The sequence below is a fragment of the Calothrix sp. NIES-3974 genome (genome assembly GCF_002368395.1).
Taxonomy (GTDB): domain Bacteria; phylum Cyanobacteriota; class Cyanobacteriia; order Cyanobacteriales; family Nostocaceae; genus NIES-3974.
In genome coordinates this window covers 5,090,234-5,114,432 of sequence record NZ_AP018254.1, presented here as the reverse complement: position 1 = coordinate 5,114,432, position 24,199 = coordinate 5,090,234, and the positions used below count along the sequence as shown (strand labels likewise).

Below are 24,199 nucleotides of genomic sequence, written 5' to 3'. Positions count from 1 at the left end.
CATCAAAAGCTATCAAATTTACTTCGGCTTCTACAAAGTCATGATTGAAAATCGGTGTCGGATAAAATTCATCATGACTGTGATTTTAATTTTTTTTGTTTGCTGTATTCACCTATACATAGTATACAATAAACCTAAATTTTATACCATACATCTATGCCAATTTGGCAGATTTTTGTGATTGAATAATACCAATTCACCAAATATAGTCAATGTAGTATTTCTACATCTCTACGCAACAATGTAAATAGTCATAATTCATAAACAAACTCAGATACTTCAAATCTCCTGTCTCCTTCTCAATTACAAATCCAACTGTTGTTGAGCAAGATGATAATAAAGACCACGAAGATTAATTAAATCTTCGTGATTTCCCCGTTCCACAATTAGACCTCGGTCTAACACTAAAATATAATCAGCATTGCGTACAGTTGAAAGACGATGGGCGATAATAAAGGTAGTGCGATCGCGACAAATCATTTGCAGGTTTTCCTGAAATCTGCGTTCTGATTCCGTATCCAGGGAACTGGTTGCTTCATCGAGGATCAGAATCGAGGGATTTGCCAGTAATGCACGGGCGATCGCAATCCGTTGTCGTTGTCCTCCCGATAGGGATGAACCCCGTTCTCCTACTTTGGTGTTGTATCCTAGGGGGAGATTTTGAATGAATGTGTTAGCTTCAGCAAGTTTAGCGGTTTTAATTACCTCTTCCAGGCTATATTCCGGACGATAGATGGTAATATTTTCCAAAATTGTCCCTGAAAACAAAAAACATTCCTGGGGAACTACCCCTAATTGTTGACGCAATGATTGGGGGGAAACATGACGAATATCGTGACCATCAATCAGGATTCTACCGCTACTGGGATGGTATAAACCCTGGAGCAGATTGATCAGGGTACTTTTCCCAGAACCGCTCCGTCCGACAATGGCTATAGTTTGACCGGGATGAGCGCAAAAGGAGATATTTTGTAGGGTATAGCGCTGATCATCGCTACTGTAACGGAAGTTGACGTTTTCAAATTCGACTTCACCGCGTATTGGTGGCAGAATCAGTAGGGGGTTATCTATACCTTCTTCGGCTTTAGCTGAAAATACATCCTCAAGTCTTTCTACGGATACTAATACCTCTTGCAACTCGTCCCATAATCCGACTAGGGCTAAAACGGGATTGATGACGTTACCAATTAACATATTAAAGGCCACAAATTGACCGATACTCAATTGGTCATGGATAACTAAATTGGCTCCATACCACAATAAACCAACGCTCCCTAAAGAGTTAATTAACCCACTGATAATTTGCAGATTATTCGCCATTTTTTGCCCTTTAAATTGGGCATTAAACATACTTGTTAAATGGTCTTCCCAACGCCAACGTAATTCTCGCTCTGCTGCTGCCATTTTGACGGTGGAAATTCCCGTCAACATCTCGACTAAATCGGAGTTTTGCTGGGCTGATTCATGAAAAATCTCTCGCGAAATTTTCCGCAGCACCGGACTAGCAAATACTGTTAAAATAATAATAGGTGGCAAAATTGCCAATACCAACAGGGTTAAAGACCAGTTATAATAAGCCATTAACCCCACATATACTACCGCCATCACTGCATCTAATCCGGTGGTTAAAGCTTGGCGAGTAATAAACATTTGAATCTTGTGATTCTCCTGTACCCTGGTGACAATATCACCAACATGACGCACTGCAAAAAATTGCAAGGGTAGGTTTAAAGCATGGGCAATAAATCCACTGACTAATGTTAAATCAGCCCGATTAGAAAAGTAATCTAGCAGGTATTGTCGCACCCCTTGTAATCCAATTCGCCACACACTAAACAGTAATAAACCAATGGCAAAAACATGCAAGGAAACTAGGGCTTTATGGACAACTACTTGGTCAAGAATTATCTGGGTAAATAGGGGTGTGACTAACCCAAAAATTTGCATCAATACCGATACTAATAAAATTGGTGTCACCAAACCCCGATAGGGTAAGAATGCACTCCAAACCCGATTTAAGGAAGGTTGGGAATTCGGAATTTGTTGCAGTGCTGCTGTGGGATGTAACAGTAATGCATAACCAGTCCATCCCGTTTGAAATTCCGCAACTGTGAGAACACGTCTACCAATGGCTGGGTCGGCAACCGTAATCCGTTGGCCGCGAATTTGATACACTACAATATAGTGGTCGCCTTGCCAATGGGCAATCCAAGGGTTTTCACCGATTAAACGTCCTAAACTTGCTCGTACTGGACGGGTTTGAAAGCCAATTTTTTCACCTGCTGCTGCTAAACTCTTTAAAGATGCACCGGAACGTCCAACTTCGGCAACATTTCGCAACATATTAATACTGAAGCGCTTACCCCAGTATTGACAAATCATGGCTAAACAAGCAGCACCACAGTCGGTGACGCTTTGTTGACGGACAAAGGGTTGATTTGCTTGCAACCAGCGTTGTCTACGTTTTTGGGGACGGGGAAACTGAATGACGTTGGATTCTGGTGTTGCTAGGGTGGGGGTTTGCTTTTGGGGTTGTTGGGAGTCTGTCTGGGAAGTGGTAGGAATTGGTGGTGGTTTGACTAAGGGACGGTGAGGGGAATCATGGTGAAGTAAATCCTGATTTTCCTTTGGCAGGTAATATATGCGTAGGTCTGTTTCTGCTTTCAGGGGGGATGGGGTGGTAGAGGGATAAATCCAACTTTCACCTGGGTGGAGGGATTTAACCTGGTTGGGTTCGGGAGTAGTGATGACTGTCCCTTGACATAACCAGTATTGACCGGGTTGGGAATTTGTCACCGTCTCAAGGGTTTCACCAGCTGGAACCGAGATGACATGGATGTGTTGTGCGACTTGTTTGAGCAGATGACTAGAATAGGTTTTGAGTTCGGTTCGAGTTTTGAGGAAAATCAGCTTTTGTCTTTCCTCTACCGTTGTGGTGAATGAAGTTTGCAGCGAGGGTATTTTTTCCCACCAGTTGGTGAAGGTCGATAGGGGAAGTACCCCGATGATGCTAGCACTAGCTGCAACCCCTCGATAGGCGATCGCATTTTCATTAATCAACCTATCTCCACCAAAGTTGTCTCCTGGTTCTAAAACTGCTGTACACACTTCTTTCTGGGTTTTGGGATCTATTCCCAGTAACCGTACCCGTCCCTGACAAACTAGATACAGATTTTGTTGAGATATATTTCCAGAGGAAGACAAGCTAAAAATTTCATCCCCTAGACGTACCTGTATCATCGTCCAATTTTGACTGAATTGCTGTATCTGATTATCAAGATGGGGAAAACTGGTTGCAAGGGTTTCGATGAGTAGTTTTTGGGTGTTAATACTACTATCTGTTGCAACCTTGGTAGTGTTTTGGGTTGAGGAAATTTCTAGCATCACTACTCCTATACCCTGGATTTGATTTTGGATTTTGGATTTTAGATTTTAGATTTTGGATTTTGGATTACCCTACGGTCGATTTGCTACGCGTTTCCAGATTTTGGGTTTTATACCATTTCACTAAAATTTTGACACATTTTCTTCCTCTGCTCCCTAAAGCTCCCCGTCAGGTATCAACTCCAAAGTAAAACGATATTAGATAATTCTAGATAAGATGGAACGCAGTGGAACCCAACAAATTCTCTGATACGGAAAACAAGTAAAACCTCAACAACAATAAATCGAACAATTAATCAAAATACCCTAATTACTAGTTCTACAAGAAATTTCTTGTTGGGTTACGGTGCAGAAGATGAATCATATCACTGCACATTAATTTATGTACCTCCAACGATACTTCAACGCGCTTAACCCGCGCAACTTAGTGGTTCCCCTACAACCTTTAATCAAAATTGCTACTGTCATCAGTCAACTGTTAACAAACCCAAAGAGAAACACATCAGCGTGGAAAGCATATATAGCCAAACCAAAACCTTGTTGACTGTTAACAGTTAGCAATCAACACCATTAAAAAATATGAAACTTAAATGTACCTCGAACCAGATTTGGTAGATGTATCGCTCACCAAGATAAAATTACTACTAGTGGTCTGTGTCATTAGTTCTGATCCTGCATTTCTCACAAAACCCTAAAAGTCACAGGGAATTAGGGGGTACAGACGACCCGACGGGTCGTCTGTACGGGAGTAGGGAGTAGAAGCAAAATTAATTTTTTACTCAAGGCTTACAACTTACTCGTGAGAAATCCAGGTGATGGGTTCGTAGTTGTGGCTTTAGTCTCGAAAAAGCCTTATCATCAAGGTGCTAAAGTGCTACTACGTGCCTTTTTTAACCCATCAAGCAAAATTAATTAATGTGGTAGACTACTAGCTGCTAAGTGTCTAAGGAATTATGCACCCATGATTAGTGAAGCTTGAAATCGGATTGGACAATCCCTACCTGATGACTCGATAAATCAGTAATTATTCGGTAAATTGTGTTTCCGTAATTTCACTCTCTACTAACTATATTTACATCCTAATTGGAGGAAAACACAGGAAATTTCAAAAAATATTTACAAATCGACTTCTGCTTGCAGTAACCACATTGCCGTATAGGTAATTCCCGAATCGTCGGGTTGAATCAGTAAAAAATGTAAACCTTTAGCTGCGATTTGCCGTTGTTGATAAATACGGGCAGCATTTTTGACTTCTTCATCTTCAAAGGTACTGAAAACCCATCTTTCTGCTAATCCAGCTTCGAGAATCAAACCATCAGGATTGCTAGGGATATAATTTATCCATACTGGATTTTGGGTTTGTATCCAACGTGCTAGGGGCATAGATTGGCGACCACCATAGAGGATAATACCGGGAATAGGTTGATTAGAAGGCAATCCTAGATGGAGAGGGTCAAGATAGTCGGGAAGATGTAAAATTGGAATTGGGCGATCGCAAAATTCTGTAATCACATCCCGTGCTGGTAAAGCTGCAAATCGCCAGGTCTCCCCCAACAAATTATCGGGTAGGGGGACTGGAGGGGCTTTTTCTATGGTGTAATTATAATGCTTCTCATCTAACCAGGCTTTGAGTTGGGGTGCACGTCGTGTCGCTTCTACGGCTATATTGAGGTTATTTGCCGCAGTGCTAATCAGACTTAAAGCCTGGGGACGAAAAACCTGAATTTTTTCCGCAACTAATTGTTGGCAAGCTTGTTGAAATTGGACTGTTAACCAGGTGGAATTGGCTTGGTGAGGTGGACAGGTGGCATTGTAACGGAATTGTCCGGAATCGTCGCAAATCAGTAATTCCCAAAGATTGTCACCATTCCCTTGGGGATAGCGATAAAAATCAACTTGCCAAATAGCCATTTTGTCAGGGTGGAACGGGGTACAGAATACAGGATACAGGATAAAACGTAGAGACGACCCGTTGACAACCCATCGTAGAGACGACCCGTTGACAACCCATCGTAGAGACGACCCGTTGACAACCCATCGTAGAGACGACCCGTCGGGTCGTCTCTACAATATTTTTGGGAAAAAATCCGTAAATTCCCCCAAATTATTTCGCCAAATTTAGCGCAATCTGTTATTATGGTAAATTCGTGTGGATGCGCTTGCGCAGACTGCTCGAAGAATGAGATAAGCATCCTGATCTGGTTCCCGAACCTAGGTGTTTATCTTGTGCTGAAAAGCAAAACAACCTTGTCATGGATTTTTATGTTAGTTGTTGAAGGAACATTAAAATGGAAGATTGGCGTTTTGAAGTCGGTATGGGTTCCGTAGCAGAGCTCAAAGATGATGTGTGTGTTGATGTTCAAGAGTTGAGCGTTAACACAATCACATCAACCAAGTCAACGTATGGATTGCAGGTTGGATCAAAAAACCACCACGACCATACGAGTCAAGAGCAAACTACGGATAATTCCTCTACCGAAATCACGTCTGGAAGTATATACAGTCCCGAAATACCTGTAGGGGTTCATTGCATTTTAGAACTATACGAGTGTCCCCTAGAACTCCTTAATGATTTGGAGTTTATTAAAAAGGCATTACAGGAAGCCGCATTAAAAGCAAAATCCACCTTGCTGAAGCAAATTGAGTTTCAGTTTCAACCCCAAGGTGTAACAGCGCTAGCTCTACTTGCAGAGTCTCACATATCGATTCATACATGGCCAGAAAATGGCTACCTAGCAGCAGATGTGTTTACCTGTGGTGAACACTCAAAGCCAGTAGAAGCATGTAGATATCTCATCGATGCATTTCAATCCGGTAAGCATACATTTATGAAAATGCCACGGGGAGGAGAGTTTTCTCCCAATCCCCAGCCAAAGATTGAGATATTGTAGCGGTTTCCCAGAAATTGAATAGTTTGGTTAAATGCCGTTTTCCCGAATCCTGGTTGTCTGGATTCGGGGATTCTTGCTGTTTATTATAGAGACGTAATACATCAAAATGTAGAGACGTAATATATTACGTCTCTACATGATTCTACATTTGTTTGGCTGCCAGATATTCGTACATTTGCCAACGCTGGTGAATATCGTTTTGGGTTTCCTCTAATAATCGTTTCGCTAGGTCAGGTTTACTCTTGGTAAGCATTTGGAAGCGGGTTTCTTTGTACATTGAATCTTGAGCTAGTTGGTGTGGCGATCGCATATCTAATTGGAGGGGGTTTTTGCCTTGTTTGATCCGGTCGGGATGGTAACGGTATAGCAACCAGCGTCCGGATGCGACTAAATCTTTTTGGTGGCTCATGGCGGTGGTCATGTCGATGCCGTGGGCGATACAATGACTGTAGGCGATAATTAGGGATGGTCCGTCGTAGGCTTCTGCTTCGATAAATGCTTTCAGTGTTTGTTCGTCTTTGGCTCCTAAGGCAACACTGGCTACGTAGATGTTGCCGTAGGTCATGGCTATCAAGCCTAAATCCTTTTTAGCTGCGGGTTTCCCACTGGCTGCAAATTTAGCGATCGCTCCCTTGGGCGTAGCTTTTGAGGATTGACCTCCGGTATTGGAATATACTTCCGTATCCATCACTAGGACGTTGACGTTAGCTCCACTTGCTAGGACGTGATCCAGACCACCAAAGTCTATGTCGTAAGCCCAACCATCACCACCGACTATCCAGACGGATTTTTTGACGAGGTAATTGGCTAGGGATTGGAGATGTTTTACCGTCGTTAGGTCATGTGTTGTGTTTGCTAATAGCTGTTTGAGTTTTTCTACCCGCTCCCTTTGCTCCCAAATATCGGCTTCCGTTTGTTGGGGTGCGTTTAAAATTGCCGTTGCGAGGTCAGTAAATTCTGGGTGTTGAGCAAGTTCTTGGAGTAATTCCCCTGCGTATTCCCGGTGTTTGTCGAGGGATAGGCGTAAACCGTAGCCGAATTCGGCGTTGTCTTCAAATAGGCTATTGGCCCAAGCAGGACCCTGACCTTGGTGATTTTTTGACCAGGGGGTGGTCGGTAGATTACCGCCGTAAATAGAGGAACAGCCGGTGGCGTTGGCAATTAAGGCGCGATCGCCAAATAGTTGACTCAGTAATTTAAGGTAGGGGGTTTCGCCACATCCGGCACAGGCTCCGGAAAATTCAAATAGGGGTTGTTGTTGTTGTTGTTGGCGAATTTGGTTAACTTTCAGGTGACGACGGTCTGGGTTGGGTAAACTGAGGTAAAATTGCCAGTTTTGTTGTTCCTGTTCTCGCAGGGGTCGCTGGGGTTGCATATTAATGGCTTTGCGTTGGGGGTTTTGTTTGTCTTTGGCTGGACAGACATCAACGCAGATACCACAACCGGTGCAGTCTTCAGGAGCAACTTGGATGGTAAATTTTTGACCATGAAAGTCCCTATCTTTGCTGTCGGTGGATTTGAAGGTGGGTGGTGCTTTGGCTAGTTCTACTGCATCGTAGGTTTTACTGCGAATTGCCGCATGGGGACAGACAATTACACATTTGCTACATTGAACGCAGATATCGGTTTCCCAAACGGGTATTTCTTGGGCTATGTTGCGTTTTTCCCATTGGGATGTAGCGGTGGGGAATGTACCATCTGCTGGTAAAGCGGATACGGGTAGGCGATCGCCTTGCCAAATTATCATTTTACCAAGGACATCGCGGACGAATTCGGGTGCGCTGATGGGGACGGGGGGTTGGAGTTTGGTTTTGGCTGGTTGGAGGTGATGGGGGATATTGACTTTTTGTAGATTGGCTAGGGTATTATCAACTGCTTGGAGATTTTTATTAACAATATCTGTGCCTTTTTTACCGTAGGTTTTTTCAATGGCTTGTTTAATTTTTCCGATGGCTTCATCCTGGGGTAAAATGTTAGCTAGGGCAAAAAAGCAAGCTTGCATAATTGTGTTGATCCGTCCCCCCATGCCACTTTCCCGGGCAACTTTGGTGGCATTAATGACATAAAATTTGAGTTTTTTCTCAATAATTTGCTGCTGTACTTCAATAGGTAAATATTCCCACACCTCATCTGCATGGTATGGACTATTTAAGAGAAAAATTGCCCCCTCCATCGCTGTCCCCAGGATATCAATTCGTTCTAAAAATACCCATTGATGACAAGCAATAAAATTAGCTTGATTAATTAAATAGGTCGAACGAATTGGTTCACGACCAAAACGGAGGTGAGAAACCGTCATGGAACCAGATTTTTTCGAGTCATACACAAAATATCCCTGGGCATAATTATCAGTTTCTTCACCAATAATTTTAATTGTATTTTTATTTGCCCCCACCGTTCCATCTGACCCTAAACCGTAAAACATTGCTCGCACAACTTTGTCCGATTCGGTGGAAAAATTCGGGTCATAATTCAAAGATGTATGACTCACATCATCATGAATCCCAATTGTAAAATGATTTTGTGGTTGTGCTTGGGCTAAATTTTGCAAAACAGCCTGCACCATCGCCGGAGTAAATTCCTTCGATGATAAACCGTAACGTCCACCGACAATACGGGGATATGGTGTTGCTAACCAACCCTCATGGATTGCCGTCACCACATCTTGATACAAAGGTTCTCCCGCACTCCCCGGTTCCTTCGTGCGATCCAAAACTGCGATCGCTTTAATTGTACTTGGTAAGGCGGCAATAAATTTCTCTACAGCAAAGGGACGAAATAACCTCACTTTCAGTACCCCAACTTTTTCACCCCTTGCATTCAAATAATCCACCGTTTCATGTACCGTTTCACAACCCGAACCCATCAAAACAATCACCCGTTCCGCATCCGCAGCACCGTGGTATTCATAGATATGATAGTGTCGTCCGGTTTGAGTCGCAAATTTTGCCATCACATCCGCCACAATATCCGCACAAGCACTGTAGTAGGGATTCGCCGCTTCACGAGCTTGAAAAAATACATCGGGATTTTGGGCAGTACCGCGTAAAACCGGATTATCCGGCGTTAAAGCCCGTGACCGATGTGCCAATATCAACTCTTCATCAATTAGAGCTTGCATATCTGCATCACTCAGTAACTGCACCTTCTGCACTTCATGGGATGTGCGAAATCCATCAAAAAAGTGCATAAAAGCCACCCGTGACCTCAAGGTAGCAGCTTGGGCAATTAAAGCAAAATCGTGGGCTTCCTGAACCGAATTAGAACACAACATCGCCAATCCCGCACCCCGTGCAGCCATCACATCACTTTGGTCGCCAAAAATTGACAGGGCATGGGTAGCCAAAGCACGTGCAGCCACATGAATCACAAAACTAGTCAACTCCCCAGCAATCTTGTAGAGGTTAGGAATCATTAACAACAAACCCTGGGAAGAAGTAAAAGTAGTCGTCAGAGAACCCGCTTGTAAAGCACCATGAACAGCAGCAGCAGCCCCCCCTTCACTCTGCATTTCCACCACACGGGGAACCGTTCCCCAGAGATTCCGACGTTGATTTGCCGACCAGGTATCCGTCCATTCACCCATAGGTGAAGAAGGGGTAATGGGATAAATTGCGATCGCTTCACTTAAATGATAGGCAACCCTTGCAACAGCTTCATTCCCGTCAATCGTGGCAAATTTCCGCTCCATCATCTTCTCCTGATGTGATTATTTTGAGATTTTCTGAGGGTTAATGATTTTTGATATTTTATTAATTAGGGTTTTAGTTAGAAATAACTTTTCCATTAGTACAGATTCAATTTGAATAGACACATTGGTTTTTAAAATCTTTGACTTTTAAATAATTTGGGAACTTATAGGACTCCTATTTGATTTTTGAACAATCAAGCTGCCTATAAGCTTGACTTCTCAGTATACTGAGCCAGATTCAAGTAGAATTCTTATATAATTAATATTATGTATAAATAAAACTACATAATTAATTGTCTCTATTCAAAAAGCAAAAAATATCCTAACAAATCCGATTTTTATAAATTATAACTATTATTTTTGGCAAATATTGTTACTAATAAACATACCAAAAGAGGTATATATTACTGGTAATATGTTTTTTAGTGATTAAAAAAAAAAGGAACAGGAAACAGGTAAAAGTTTTCTTTTTTTTGAGAGGATGTCAGTCAAGTATTAATAAATGCTTGAACAACCACCTATGGAAGACAATCAATAGGCTCAGTATATTTATCGTTATAAACTGTACAGACGCGATATGTTGCGTCTCTCCCGATTCCCCACTCCCAAAAAACGATAGTGTTGATATAAAATATAAAGGCGCTATAACCGCAGGGTCGTCGTAGACTAGCGCTATTACGTGCCTTTATTTACCCAATAAAATTAATGTGCCGGACTACGAATATAGCATTCTAACGCGAGTTATTAAGCAGAATTACTCATGTGTTGGGAGTTTGAGTATTTTCTTTAGAAGAAACCATTTTTGTCTGATTTTCCAAAACTTGCTGGTCTCCATTACTTCAATCCGTTGTTGAGCAGATACAAGCGCTTTTTCCAGTTCTTCAATCCGTTCAAGTGCCACAGTTAGAGAATCTTTTTCTGGTGGTGTGTATTGGAGTAGTGCTAAACTTTTTTCTAAACTTTGTCGCTGAATTGCTTGCCTTTCACTTAAGGATAATTCTCGAATATTCAGAGCTTTTAAACTCACATAAAACTCACATCCTTTTGTGGGATAAAATTGCTCAATTTCAAAGTCAAAAAGTCCCAAATTAATCAATGAATTTAAAATTTTTCCAAAAGATTGAGGCGTAAATACCCAGCAGTGAGTATCAATATATTGGTCATTCTCAAATCCACGACGTACAGTTTCCCAAGCATCTATCTCAGAATAGAGAAAATCAAATTTTGCATTTTCGATATCAAGAGTGCTATCCCAGCATATATCCCCATTACAGGCAGTACATAATGTGAGGCAATCAAATATCTGCTTAGGAGAAGGTTTCTTGGATTTGCGTAAAAAAGCATCGATAATTTCCGCTATGGTACTAACTTGTCAACCCTCAACAGTCGCTACTACTTCCCCAGTTAAACTGGTATCATAACCACCGAGGGCTTGGAGTTGGGAAATCACCTGTCGATGTCCTAGGGTGCTGAGTAATTGCTGTACAGGAGCTTCCTCTAAATACTGCTGGAGAATCACCAAATCATAGCGAGATTGATGTAAAGGAATAAAATCCAATCCAAACGCAACGGCTAAAGCAGCCGAACTTACCCCTGCGTCTACAATTCCCTTCGCAACAGCTAAAGCCACATCCTGATGACCACTGACGATGTGGTCAAATCCCTGGATAGCCGTAAAAGGTATCTTTGCTTCCGTCATTTTTCTTTCTAATAACTCCCGACTACCAGAACCGCGATCGCGATTGACGATGGTTACTCCTGGTTGCGCTAGGTCAGCAATGGTACGCAAGTTTTTCGGATTACCTGGTTGTACCAAAAGACCTTCTTCCCAAACACCCAAATTAATCAACACTGCTGTTTGTTTTTTACCCACATTTTTGAGTTCACTACGTACAAACGGTGTATTATGTTCTTGAGCTTGGGAAGAATACAGATGCATCCCGGCAATGTGAACCTCCCCCCGACACAAACGCTGTAAAGCAGCCATACTGTTAGCAAAAGTTAGGTGTACCCTTAGTTCCGGATGCCAACGTTCTGCTGCTTTTGCCCACAAGGATAGGGCTGGAGAACAACCAGCTAACACTACTGTATGTAGTAATTTTTGTGGTTCCTCTAGTAATTTTACCAAAACAGTATCTACACCTAACAGGCGATTTCCCTCCCCGTCAGAAGGAATCATCTCCGTGCGAAAAGCATCTTGACCGATTAGGGGATGGGCTACCCATTCCCCGCCAATACGTGCTAATATCACCCGTAAGCCCTGTCCCACAGGCAAGTTTTGTGCTGGGATGGCAGTAATTTCTGGTAAATCTTCCTCTAACCAAAATAAATCTTCCACCTGACAACCAAGAGCTTTCGCTAAACGTAGGGAAATAGTGGTAGAAGGAGCATACTGTCCCGATTCCACCCCACTAATCGTCTGTCGGGTGACACCAGCTAAGTTGGCTAAATCCTGCTGACTCATACCCAAGCGGGTTCTAATCTGTTTTAAGTTATTGCGCAGAACTTCCTGTTTCACGGTAAGTTATGATTTTTGGGGATTGCTGTAGGCTGTTATGTAGTATAGCGAAGCCAAGGCAATCACAATACATCTTGAATTTAGAGGTTGTGTGAAAAGTTGCTTTTAATATTTACATAGGGTCTGCGGAAAAAGTCTTTGCGTGAGGTTAGGGAACAGGGAGTAGGGAGTAGGGAATAGTTTTAACCTCAAAATTCCACTTTTGTTTAGCTCTCAAAAATTACAAATGCAAGGTTTTTGAACTCCATAGACCTATTTGGAAAGCGCTTTTTGTGACTAAAATCCCCTCTAATTCTTGTGATACATAGAGACGCGATATATCGTGTCTTTACTATTTTTCAGCAAGCCCTAAATAGGTGGGTCGTAAAAATTGTCGTTGAAATCAGGGAGTAGAGACGACCCGTCGGGTCTTCTGTACAGGGAGCAGGGAATCGGGAGTAGTCAACAATGATAAATAGGGCTTGCTGAAAAATTGTGATCGCGGAGGGATGGGTTCTGATGTATCTCATTAGAATAAGAAAGGCTATAAACACGCTCTTTGGAAATTAAATAAATGTCATTTTTCGAGCGGATACAGCCGTTTCTTGTGCTGCTTTCAGTTGTTGCAGGATTACTATTAGCTCAGGTTGAATGGTTTGCTAATCTTGCTTCCCAGATAATTGTTCCCCTATTGGCATTAATGTTATACGCAACTTTTTTACCTATACCCTTAAAGGATTTTAGACGAGGTTTAGGGAATTTGCGGGTGACATTGGTCAGTCTGATAATTAACTTTATCTGGACTCCCATTTTTGCTTGGGTAAATGGAGCTATTTTTTTAGCAAACAACCCCGATTTCCGCGTCGGCTTACTCATGTTAATGGTCACACCTTGTACAGATTGGTACATTGTATTTACGGGTGTGGCTGGAGGGGATGTGGCTTTAGCAACGGCTTTATTACCCTTAAATCTTCTTCTTCAGGTGATTTTATTACCAGTATATCTCTTGATTTTTGCAGGAAGGTTGGTAGAAATAAACCCAATTGAATTATTACAGAGTGTATTTTTGGTATTAGTTGTACCCTTATTAATAGCTGCAATCAGCCGACAGATAATACGGAAGCGCAAAGGTGATATTTATTTCCAGCAAATCCTCGCCAAAATATCTGGACTGCAAATAATTAGTTTGAATTTTGCGATCGCCAGTATTTTTGCTTCCCAAGGACAGGTAATCATACAGCGTCCAGAATTAATCCTAGAACTATTTATCCCTGTTTTCCTCTTTTTCGTGGTTAACTTTATCCTCGCAGAACGAATCAGACATTATCTAGGGTTTTCCTACCCAGAATATGCTTGCTTAAGTTGCACCACCCTAGCTCGCAATTCCCCCCTTTCCCTGGCGATCGCAGCTTCAGCTTTCCCCATGCAACCCTTAATTAGTCTAGCTTTGGTGATTGGTCCATTGATTGAGTTACCAGTGATGGTGCTGGTTTCCCAACTATTGCTACTAATTCGACGCAGGGATGTCAATTAGGGGTTCGTAGTAGCGACTTTAGCCCCGAAAAAGCTTTAATATCAAGGCGCTATACCCGCAGGCTTTTCGTAGACTCGTGCTACTACGCGCTTTTTTTCACCCATCAAAATTAATGCAATAAACCACTACTCTCCACTCCCTACTTCCTGATAAACCCTATCCAGTAGGATAACCGTAGCTCTTTGTCGCAATTATGAGATTGCTACGCGAAGAAGTGCAATGACAAAAACTCCAGTTTTGATGATGGACGAGATTTTAGTTTTAGGAGTTTGCAAGAAATCCAGGTTAAGCTGCTTGCTGGACAATTTTTAAGGTTTCTTGAACATGTCCCTGAAAATTGAACATGGAATCAAAAATATACTGAATCACCCCATTCCCATCAATCACATAGGTGACGCGTCCAGGAAACAACCCCATCATCGTTTTTGCACCATATTGACTGCGAACCTTATCCCCCTTATCACTCAACAAAGTAAAAGGTAAATTATACTTAGCAGCAAATTTGGAATGAGATTCCGGTGAATCCCCACTCACCCCGATTACCTCTGCTCCCGCAGCTTTAAATACTTCATACTGATCACGAAAAGCACAGGACTCCGCCGTACAACCGGGGGTATCATCCTTGGGATAAAAATATAAAATCACCGTTTTACCACGATAATCCTCAAGACTTACAGAAGCACCCGTCTGGGACGGTAAAGTGAAATTTGGAGCCTTATCGCCAACTTTTACCGACATAGTTATACTGATGTGTTCGCTAATTGTTTATGACATAAATATCTTAACAAAAATTCATATATAGTAATCCTTTTTGATTGTAAGGTCGGTTTTTTGGGGTCAGGGAGTAGGGAATAGTGAGTTGTGAGTGGTGTCAATGAGCGCTCTATAACTTGACTGTATCTGGATTTCTCACGAGTAAATTGTAAGAAATTGTAAGCCTTGAGTAACGGATTGATTTTCCTTCTACGGACTATCCCTGTGATTTTTAGGGTTTCGTGAGAAATGCGGGTGTAGACGTAGTAGTGACTAGTTGGCGACATTCTACGAGATAAAAATTGATATTGCACTGGATTCCTAACAGTATCCTGTATCCTGTATTCTATAATCCTGATATTCTTACTAATGTATGCGTCTAACCTCCTTGGATGTATTTCGTGGTTTAACCATTGCTGGGATGATATTAGCAAATATGGCTAGTCCTGCGGGGGAGAAAAATATTTATCCTCCTCTACGTCACGCAGATTGGCATGGTTGCACTTTTACCGATTTAGTATTTCCTTTTTTCCTGTTTATTGTGGGTGTGGCGATGGCATTTTCCTTCGCCAAGTATACGGAAAATAGTCGCGATCGCGAAATTGAAAATCTACGTGCAACGGAACGTGCGTTTGCCGATTATGCGGCGAATAATCATCCTGTGAATGCCTATGTCCCCCCGAAATACGTTCACCCTCCCTACGGTAAAATCTGCCGACGCGCTGCCATTTTATTCGCGTTAGGTTTATTTTTAAATGGCTTTTGGAATCAAGGTATATGGACATTTGATTTCAGTGTCATTCGTTTGATGGGGGTATTACAACGCATTAGTTTATGCTACCTCTTTGCATCATTAATCGTGTTAAAAATCCCCCGACGGGGACAATGGTTGATGGTAGCAATGATGTTAGTAGGGTACTGGTTGGCGATGATGTATATACCTGTACCAGAATACGGAGCCGGAAACCTGACCAGAGTAGGTAACTTCGGTGCATTTATCGATAGGATGATTATACCCGCCGCCCATTTATACAAACATGACGGATTTAATAATATGGGCGACCCGGAAGGATTATTTAGCACGATTCCCGCGATCGCTAGTACATTAATGGGTTATTTCACCGGGGAATGGATACGCCAGCAACCAGTGCAAACACGTACAAGCGTGGGTTTGGTATTAGGGGGTATAGGATGTTTATTTTTAGGGTACATCTGGGGATTTCATTTTCCCTTAAACAAGAAAATTTGGACAAGTTCCTATGTATTATATACAACTGGATGGGCGTTGATTTTCCTGGCAGTTTGTTATTACATGATAGAAGTACGACGCTTAAAAGCCTGGAGTAAACCCTTTGAAATCATGGGTTTAAATGCGATCGCAATTTTCGTGGCATCAGCTTTAGGAATTCGTTTGCTAGTGCGGATTAAAATCGGAGCAGGAGAAAAAGCCCCTAATTTGTATACAATTTTCTATGAAAATGTCCTAGTTCCCTGGGTCGGTCCTTTGAATGGTTCCCTGCTATTTGCAACAATAACTTTATTATTTTGGCTAATCGTTGCTTGGGTGATGTATCGTCAACGTTGGTTTATCAAAATATAGAAATATAGAAATTCCAATGCAGGGATTTTTGTCGTAGCACTAGCCATTAGGACTCAACGTGTTGACACTCCCCTGCCCTTAGCCGAGGGGATTCTGTAATCTACCTCGCCACTTGCTCCAATAGGCTTTCGCCTAAAAGAGTAGCGGTAACAAGTCCTACAGCTTGACTTCGGGGATGCCCTCCCCTAGCTTGTCTTGCAAGATTTAATAATGATTAAAGTCAGTAAAGGAGTCGCCCCCTCTACTGCTCTCCAAAACGGAACGTGACAGTTTCCCGTCATTCCGCTCCTCAGTAATACAGCACTTGTCATGTGTACGTCATTACCAACATATCATTAACCCAAATATAATTATTTAGGTCAATCAGTGGCTTCGGGTTAGCACTGTTACAGCTAGATTTATTCCCAAGACTGCCATCCGTAGCCGTCTTTTTATCGTGACAATGCCGATGGAGTAATTGCCAGTTTTTATATTCATCTTTTCCCCCTAAGGTTTTCGGGGTGATGTGGTCTATTTCCATGACATCTCCATCTTTGAAGGTTAATCCGCACCATGGGCATTTTCCTTTTTGCTTTTTGAGTAGTATTGCTACTCTAGTAGGCATTTCAGGATGAGAACCCATTCTTGTACTCCAATAGACTAAATCGCCATTGTAGGGTGAGACATTGCCTTTTAATTTGATATAGCGTTTTATTTCTGTTTGGCTATATCTGATGAGTTTCATCGGGTTATCCCCTTCTTCTCTGGTGGCAAATGTCCATGAGTTACCATCTATGGTTTTGAAGTATTTATTCTTCAACCACTTTCGGTTTTTATTTCTATGGCGATGTCTTCCCCATTTCAAGAGCTTCCAAACAACTAGATGTTCAAGTTTTTCAAACACCTTTTTACTCACTACGGTAGAGTAGTAATTACACCATCCTCTGATGATTGGATTGAGATGTTTTATAAGTCCTGCTTGGCTTATTCCTCTCGATTTGTCTATTACTTCTGCTACTTTGGCATAGTGTTTCTTTTGGCTGTCCTTACTTGGGGTGATGATGGTCTTAAAACCTAATAGTTTTCCTTTTACCCTACCTGATTGATATTTACCGACTTTGAATTGCCGAACGGTGAATCCAAGGAAGTTAAAACCCGGTTTTTCACCTTCATATTCTTCAAGTGTGTGGGCTATTTTTGTTTTACTTGGTTTTAATTCCAGTCCCATGCCTTTTAACCATTCTGAGACTACTTCTTTACATTTCTGGATTGCTGCTATATCTTCGTGGAGAATTACGAAGTCATCAGCGTATCGTATCACTGATATTGACTTTTCTTTATCCCGACAGCTTAATTGAGTTCCGTCGGGTCTTCTCATATCGAAGGTTTTAGCCATATCCTTAATTAGATTCTCCAAACCATGTAAGGCTATATTAGCTAGTAGTGGTGATATCACACCCCCCTGTGGCGTGCCTTCATTGGTTGGAAACAATTCCTTTCCATCTATTACACCAGCTTTTAGCCAAGCTCGAATTTGTCTTCGTAAGGTGGGAAAGGTATTTACTTTCTTGAGTAGCTCTTCGTGGTTAATTCGATCAAAGCATTTGGCGATGTCAGCATCTAATACATACTTTGCCTTTTGATTAATGGCTGTGTATATTGCTGCTATCGCATCATGGCATGAGCGTCCCGGTCTAAATCCATACGAGTTGGGTTCAAAAATGCCCTCCCATTCTGGTTCTAGAGCCATCTTGACAAGAGCTTGTACTGCTCGGTCGTACATTGTCGGTATTCCTAAAGGTCTTTTCTCCCCGTTGGGTTTGGGTATCCAAACCCTCCGTGTTGGTTTAACCTTTGCCCCAAGTTTGAGATTCTCTACCAAGTCAAGACGTTCTTTAGGAGTTAATGCTTTTATTCCATCCATTCCTGCGGTTTTCTTCCCTTGGTTATCTTGGGTGACACGACGTACTGCGAGTGTTTTTGCACTTCGGGACTTCATCAGTGTTTTTTGGAGCCTGCGAACTTTCTTGACATCTCCACGACTAGACGCTCTGTAAATTTGTTTTTGTAGCTTATAAACCTTCCGTTCTAACTTCTTCCAATCCGTTAGTTCCCAACGAAGGAAAGCATCCGTTTCTTCCGAAGATAGGATATTAGGTTGGTCACATCCTACAGTATTCTTTCTTGAATCTGTTTTAGGCATATCTACTACTACTCTCAACTTTACACTCTGTATTACCGTGAGTCCGTCTGCATATCTCTGCTATTACCACAGAGCGTTCGCTTCTGACTCAATCTCTTCCACCAATAGCCTGCTTTACCAGATGTTTCGTCTTAGCTGACTACTCAGGTTATCGACCAATCCTGAGAGCTATAGGTGGATTACTTCGTTCCACATAATCTTTGGTTTGTCCACTATAGGATGATACTCTCCATCGAGTTTTCGGGTGACGCTGTTAAGTCGATTTAAATCCTCTTAACTCCCTAACTATTGCCCTTTTGGGACTCCCAGTGTGTCAACCTTATTTCACTGGTTTGCAGTAACGATGGTTCAGACGTATCTTTGCTTACGCTATCCGTATGGACTTGCTTACGGGCTTTGGGTTAAGGTTACCCTCTGCTTTCCGCTTTTAACCCCGCTTTACGGATTGATGGCTAGTCTCTACCGTAGGGGTTATGCTTTCACCTAAGCGTCTTAGGGATGAGACTTGAACTTTCTAGGATACTTGTTCTCACTCATAAGATTATGTAGTTGTCATCTCCAAAGGATTTAAGTGCGTACTCAACCTATTGGTTACTTTGGAGAGCCAGTCGTCCCCCGATTTCTCGGTTTAGACTGAACGAATCGCACTAGCATGGCTGCATTTGTATCTCTATCTAACTCGCACCCACAAGCACAAACATGAGTGCGAGTTGAAAGGGATTTTTTCACAATCCGACCGCAATTTGAACATTTTTGCGATGTGTAATGTGGTTGCACGCTGATTGCTAATTGACCAAATTTACCAGCGAAATACTCAATCCACTGCCGAAAAAGATACCAGCTAGCATCAGAAATTGATTTCGCCAAGCATAGTTAAACATTGGGTTTATCATACTATATCGACTGCCGGAAATATTAGTACCGATTATATTGCTCAACAAAGAGAATAGAATATGGACTGTAGCCTCAAGGCTACAGAAGCGCCTAGCCTTCGGCAACGCGAAGCGCGTACATCCTGCCTGAAGTACGAAAAGCGCAACTGCGTTGCTGTTTCTCAAGGGTTTTCGGCGTATTCCTTATAAAGCCTTTGTCCTGCTTCATTGTTAATGCTTTCAACTTTCCCATTGTCCGCGTGCTTCCTAAGTGTATTTGGATGTAGTCCTAACTGCTCTACCGCTAATATATTGGCTGGCGTTAATATTTGTTAATATTTTGATCTTGATTTCTGTTGATTAACTCACATCTTGCACCAAGAAAAGCTGATGAAAATAAAATACTCAGTATAAACCTGGAAATACTATTTTAGCGTTAAAAGCAAACAAAGGTACTGTAGCTATATCGTGTATATCTTAAAGTTCAACGTATGTATACGTAAAGGTGCAAGATATCAATTAACCTTCCCCCAACAATTGTCGAACTTTGGAATCGCTAATTCTCAATGCTAACAATACTTTTGTGCTAGTAACGGTAGTCATCAAAAAAACTCTAACGTTATAGTTTTTCTGAGAGTGTAAGTTATCAGAATTTTTGTACTTGGGCTGAAAAAAGTAATATTTTGCAATCTGAACCAAATCTTTCCCAAGCAATACCGCATTGTTGGCAAAAGAGAAAAAACTTCCTCCACAAATTGGAGGAAGTAAAAAACAAATCTAGGTGTGAGTAGACATAAGCAAGTTGAGATAAACCGTGAAGAAAGGCTTAATAACGAAGTCTCTAGGGCGAAAATCAAGAAACAGGAAATATTTTAAAATCTGAAGGTGGTACGGACTACTCCCGTGTAGATAGTATCGTTGTTGTCATTATGTTCTGGATTCAGAATCATAATTAAACCGGGAGTAATAGCAATCCGGTCATTAACTTGATAACGGTACAAAGCTTCCAAATGCAAAGATGTACCATTGTCTTTACGAGCAGTTATATCATTACTAGTTACTTTAGGTGGCATCCCAATAATAATCCCGCCTAAGTTACCTTTTTTACCCAAGTCAGGGAATGCTAAAGTAGCAGCCCAATTCCACACAGTGGCTTCACTACCAGCATTTGCACCGGCTCTCGCTTCTGCTTGAGTCACTCCAGCCCAACCAGATAAAGTAAATTTAGGACTCACACGCACACTAGCAACTGCACCGTAGGAATTGGTCGCCGTATCTACATTGCCAAAGGGTCTGATAGCATTTGCACTTCCAGTATCGCCAGTGATACCAGTTCCACCTGCGTTGTAGGTATGAACATAAGTTAATCCTAAGCTCGCATTTTTAGTTGGATAGAAAGTCAATTGCGCCAATGCACTGGTGTTTTCACCAAATAACCCCCTATCAGTTGCAGGGTTACTAGCGTTTCTAGCTCGATATGCAGCTGATAACTCAACTGCATTACCGAATTTATGAGATATACCAACACCAGGTCCATCTGCCATCCGATAGAGAGGACTGAAGCGACCAAATCGGGAAATTGCACCTGCTCCATCACTCTGTAACGGATTTAGGGAGGGAGCTATATTCTCTGAACCATAACCTTGAGCAATGAGGGAAACATTGGTGTTTTTGCCCAGTGGAAAGCGATAAAAAAGTTCATCAACAACAACACTATTATTATTCTGACCGTCAAAGGATAAACGAGTCATCTCTGTTCCTGTGACGCTTCCATTAAAGGTGGTCATATTCCCCGCATTCAGACGTACTCTTAACTGGTCTTTACCAGTGAAGCTACTATTGAATGCCAGACGTGTCCGAGTACCCAAAATTGTATTATCTTGTAATGCTTGACCAGTAGCACCTTTTTCACCAGTCACACCTGCAACAGCAAAAATCACTTCACCACTGAGTTTAGTAGTGGTGGAAAACTGCTGTGCTTCTATTTTCTTCGTCTGAGCTTCTAGTCTATCAACCCGATTTCTCAAAACTGCTAACTCTTCGGAAAAGTCCTCTTGCAGTCTTTGTAAGATTTCTAAATCTTCCTGAGTCGTTAAATATGCGGTAGAGGTGGCAATTAGCTCATTCACCCGATCTAAACAAGCATTCAATCCTGCGGCAAACTCATAACGAGTTAAAGCACGATTTCCCCGGTAAGTGCTATCTGGATATCCAGCGATACAACCATAGCGCTCGACTAAGGATTGTACAGCTTGAAATGCCCAGTCTGTAGGTTGAACATCTGCAAGTTGGGATACGGAAGTCACCTGACCAATGGAATCAGTCTTTGCTTCCACAGCTAAAGTGGGATTCATGGTCAAGAAGAACAACAGCATGGGTGCTGCAAACAGACCATCACGAAGCCAGTTTTTCATGATTTAGTTATCCTCACACTACATTACTTGTATGAATTTAATCGAGAAAATCACCCGTAATTCGTAATTTGTAATAGCCTGCGGCAACGCTTCGCGTACGTAATTACAAATTAATACTTTGATTTCAATCTTGGAGAAACCAAACATGCGTAGCTCTTCATTTCAAATCCCTACTAGATTTATCTATGGGGTATTATTTAGGCTATTGCTGCTGCTTGACAACGCAACTCAATTGACATTCCGGAATTGAATTAGAGCTACTACTACAAACCCAGACCACGCAATGGTTAAGCAAATGAGATACCTATGTAATCTCTATGTTAAAAACCTATCACTGTTGATATAGACTATCAATAGTCACAAATACTTTTGATCGACCTTTGATACCAATTGTTTTATTGCTGAACCACATGCTAACAAACCTGCAAAAGCAGGAAGACTAACCAAATAATACAGAAGCGATCGCTGCACTGTTAAATTCTCCTGACACGAAACTCTATTAAAAGTCTTTTCTGATCCAATACCAGAAAATTTGCACCACCTATCCTGGATTTCTCACGAGTAAGTTGTAAGCCTTGAGTAACGGATTGATTTTCCTTCTACTCCCTACTCCCCATGAGTTTTAGGGTTTTGTGACAAATGCGGACTATGACCATCCTGCTGATACAGCAGACGGTTATGTGCATAGCCCTATCACCTGATGACAGAGAAAAAGCCTGTAAGGACTAAATTCTAGGCTATTAATATTGAAAAACCAATACTAATACACGGCTGAGATATGGATCCATGCTTGACCTTGAGCTGGCTCCAAAATTATTGTTAAAGATTCCTAGATGCATGTACAAAAGGGTACGATTTAATTGATACTACAGGTATTGATATTTAAAGTCAAGAGCGATAAAAATAAATATCAATAGATGCTTGAAATTTGGTATAGTAGTTATCTCAAAACTTTCTCAACTGTTTGCAAAGCCCTATTGTAGCGCCGATGGATACCTACTTAGCTTTAATCATGACAAACAATATCAACGGTAAGCTACTGCTAGGAAACAACTGTATCGCCATGCTGATAGGAATAGGATGGTGCGAGCCGATAAATCCCTGTTGGGAGTTGGCTGTTTGCTCATTTATACCTATGGGTCATTGGCGAAATTAGCCAAAACAGTAAGATTTATCCTTGCCTATATTTTCGGGATTTGCTAGCACCTGTGTGTCTTTTTCTAACTAAAATATAATCTCAAAGCCTAAATAATAAACAATTCTTCAATAAAAAAGTTAAGGTTATATTATATACTTGTTTTTGCGATAGATTACTAATAAATTGAGGATATTGCCAGTAATTACTAATAAATCTGGAGGAAAAGAAGTTGAAAAAAGTTTCATTGACGAAATTCTGTGCTGGTGCGTTGGTTGCGGTAATTGTGGGTACAGGGTTAGGAGTCAATGCTCAACAATCAAGAACCCTGACGATTTACTCTGGTAGGAATGAAAAGCTGATTGGACCGTTAATTGAAAGAGCGAGAAGAGACCTGAACTTAAATATTCAAGTTCGTTATGGTGACACAGCTGAGTTAGCGATCGCGCTATTAGAAGAAGGAAGAAGAAGTCGTGCAGACATGTTCTTTGCTCAGGACGCAGGTGCATTGGGTGCTGTACAACAAGCAGGACTAACCCATTCAATTCCCGGTTCCATCCTGAATAAAGTTGATTCTCGCTACCGTTCACGATCGGGAAACTGGATGGGGATTACAGCCAGAGCAAGAGTAATCAACTACAACACCAGATTAGTCAAACCAGCAGAGCTACCCAGAACAGTAGCGGAATTAACTCAACCCAAATGGCGTGGTAAAGTAGGTTGGGCACCTACTAACGGTTCTTTCCAATCCTTTATTACAGCGATGCGTAAACTCGAAGGAGACCAAAAAACCATCGAGTGGCTAAGAGGAATGAAAGCCAATGGGGTAAAAGACTACGGCAGAAATACGGCGATTGTGGAAGCGGTTGGTAAGGGTGAAATTCATTTAGGTTTAGTGAATAACTACTACCTGGGTCAGATAAAAAGAACCAATCCCAATATCCCCGTTGCAGCTCACTACACTCGCAGAGATGCAGGTGCAATAGTTAATATTGCAGGTGTAGCAGTTTTAAGAACCACTGACCAACGTGCAGATGTAGAAAGATTAATTAATTACCTCCTTTCTCCCAGTTCTCAGAACTACTTCGCGGAGGAAACAACTGAGTATCCTTTGATTCGTGGAGCAAAAGCGCCAGCAGGACAAATTCCTTTAGGTAGACTTAATCCTCCGCGTTTGGATTTGAATGAATTATCTGATTTACAAGGTACCTTGAGAGTTTTAAAACAAGCAGGAGTTCTCTAAAAA

At 41.7% G+C, this 24,199-nt stretch carries 13 protein-coding genes and 1 pseudogene; 4 read left to right on the top strand and 10 right to left on the bottom strand.

All coding sequences use genetic code 11. The annotated features are described in order from the left end of the window. Positions 1-303: 303 nt before the first annotated feature. From CDC37_RS20420 to CDC37_RS24545, 3 genes are all read right to left on the bottom strand, one after another. Positions 304-3,384 carry an ABC transporter transmembrane domain-containing protein gene (locus tag CDC37_RS20420; protein ID WP_096624602.1) on the bottom strand — a complete coding sequence of 1,027 codons (3,081 nt, stop codon included), beginning with the start codon at positions 3,382-3,384 and terminating at the stop codon, positions 304-306. A gap of 1,116 nt (positions 3,385-4,500) precedes the next feature. Beyond that, positions 4,501-5,295: a Tab2/Atab2 family RNA-binding protein gene (locus CDC37_RS20415; RefSeq protein WP_096624600.1), complete on the bottom strand. Its 795-nt coding sequence runs from the start codon at positions 5,293-5,295 to the stop codon at positions 4,501-4,503. Further along, positions 5,226-5,576 carry a hypothetical protein gene (locus tag CDC37_RS24545; RefSeq protein ID WP_157780800.1) on the bottom strand — a complete coding sequence of 117 codons (351 nt, stop codon included), beginning with the start codon at positions 5,574-5,576 and terminating at the stop codon, positions 5,226-5,228. The genes CDC37_RS20415 and CDC37_RS24545 overlap by 70 nt, the downstream gene beginning before the upstream one ends. Positions 5,577-5,864: 288 nt before the next feature. Here CDC37_RS24545 and speD point away from each other — a divergent pair, with 288 nt between their 5' ends. After that, positions 5,865-6,275, top strand: a complete 411-nt coding sequence (speD, locus tag CDC37_RS20410; protein ID WP_231943505.1) for an adenosylmethionine decarboxylase — start codon at positions 5,865-5,867, stop codon at positions 6,273-6,275. A 142-nt stretch (positions 6,276-6,417) separates the two neighbouring features. On the opposite strand, the gene nifJ is transcribed toward speD, so the two are convergent. From nifJ to CDC37_RS20395, 3 genes are all read right to left on the bottom strand, one after another. Next, positions 6,418-9,966 carry a pyruvate:ferredoxin (flavodoxin) oxidoreductase gene (gene nifJ / locus CDC37_RS20405; protein WP_096626469.1) on the bottom strand — a complete coding sequence of 1,183 codons (3,549 nt, stop codon included), beginning with the start codon at positions 9,964-9,966 and terminating at the stop codon, positions 6,418-6,420. A gap of 754 nt (positions 9,967-10,720) precedes the next feature. Next, on the bottom strand, positions 10,721-11,062 hold the full coding sequence (locus CDC37_RS20400) for a hypothetical protein (protein ID WP_096624596.1): 342 nt from the start codon (positions 11,060-11,062) through the stop codon (positions 10,721-10,723). 276 nt (positions 11,063-11,338) lie between these two features. Beyond that, entirely contained in the window at positions 11,339-12,484 is a 1,146-nt protein-coding gene (locus CDC37_RS20395; RefSeq protein WP_096624594.1) for a substrate-binding domain-containing protein, read from the bottom strand. Positions 12,485-13,037: 553 nt separating this feature from the next. On the opposite strand from CDC37_RS20395, the gene CDC37_RS20390 reads away from it, so the two are divergent. Continuing rightward, positions 13,038-13,997, top strand: coding sequence for an arsenic resistance protein (locus CDC37_RS20390; RefSeq protein WP_096624592.1), 960 nt, complete (start codon positions 13,038-13,040; stop codon positions 13,995-13,997). A 285-nt stretch (positions 13,998-14,282) separates the two neighbouring features. Here the strand turns inward: CDC37_RS20390 and CDC37_RS20385 are convergent, their stop codons facing one another. After that, entirely contained in the window at positions 14,283-14,735 is a 453-nt protein-coding gene (locus CDC37_RS20385; protein ID WP_096624590.1) for a peroxiredoxin, read from the bottom strand. Between the two features lie 388 nt (positions 14,736-15,123). Here CDC37_RS20385 and CDC37_RS20380 point away from each other — a divergent pair, with 388 nt between their 5' ends. Continuing rightward, entirely contained in the window at positions 15,124-16,350 is a 1,227-nt protein-coding gene (locus tag CDC37_RS20380; protein WP_096624588.1) for an acyltransferase family protein, read from the top strand. 307 nt (positions 16,351-16,657) lie between these two features. Here CDC37_RS20380 and ltrA read toward each other — a convergent pair whose 3' ends face one another. The 3 genes and pseudogenes from ltrA to CDC37_RS20365 form a co-directional block, all read right to left on the bottom strand. Further along, positions 16,658-18,532 (bottom strand): group II intron reverse transcriptase/maturase, encoded by a 1,875-nt coding sequence (ltrA, locus tag CDC37_RS20375; protein ID WP_096624586.1) that lies wholly within the window; start codon positions 18,530-18,532, stop codon positions 16,658-16,660. A 591-nt stretch (positions 18,533-19,123) separates the two neighbouring features. Continuing rightward, positions 19,124-19,402 (bottom strand): annotated as a pseudogene (locus tag CDC37_RS20370) (zinc ribbon domain-containing protein); the annotation flags it as partial. Between the two features lie 874 nt (positions 19,403-20,276). Beyond that, the gene (locus tag CDC37_RS20365; RefSeq protein WP_096624584.1) at positions 20,277-21,818 is read right to left on the bottom strand and encodes an iron uptake porin; all 1,542 of its coding nucleotides are present in this window, start codon (positions 21,816-21,818) and stop codon (positions 20,277-20,279) included. Between the two features lie 1,367 nt (positions 21,819-23,185). Here CDC37_RS20365 and CDC37_RS20360 point away from each other — a divergent pair. After that, positions 23,186-24,196, top strand: a complete 1,011-nt coding sequence (locus CDC37_RS20360; protein ID WP_231943130.1) for an iron ABC transporter substrate-binding protein — start codon at positions 23,186-23,188, stop codon at positions 24,194-24,196. Positions 24,197-24,199: the final 3 nt, after the last annotated feature.

Coding starts and splice junctions, on each gene's coding strand:
- ltrA (WP_096624586.1), bottom strand. CDS start 18,532: ATGCCTAAAACAGATTCAAGAAAGAATACTGTAGGATGTGACCAACCT.
- nifJ (WP_096626469.1), bottom strand. CDS start 9,966: ATGGAGCGGAAATTTGCCACGATTGACGGGAATGAAGCTGTTGCAAGG.
- CDC37_RS20420 (WP_096624602.1), bottom strand. CDS start 3,384: ATGCTAGAAATTTCCTCAACCCAAAACACTACCAAGGTTGCAACAGAT.
- CDC37_RS20365 (WP_096624584.1), bottom strand. CDS start 21,818: ATGAAAAACTGGCTTCGTGATGGTCTGTTTGCAGCACCCATGCTGTTG.
- CDC37_RS24545 (WP_157780800.1), bottom strand. CDS start 5,576: ATGCTTATCTCATTCTTCGAGCAGTCTGCGCAAGCGCATCCACACGAA.
- CDC37_RS20385 (WP_096624590.1), bottom strand. CDS start 14,735: ATGTCGGTAAAAGTTGGCGATAAGGCTCCAAATTTCACTTTACCGTCC.
- CDC37_RS20380 (WP_096624588.1), top strand. CDS start 15,124: ATGCGTCTAACCTCCTTGGATGTATTTCGTGGTTTAACCATTGCTGGG.
- CDC37_RS20390 (WP_096624592.1), top strand. CDS start 13,038: ATGTCATTTTTCGAGCGGATACAGCCGTTTCTTGTGCTGCTTTCAGTT.
- CDC37_RS20415 (WP_096624600.1), bottom strand. CDS start 5,295: ATGGCTATTTGGCAAGTTGATTTTTATCGCTATCCCCAAGGGAATGGT.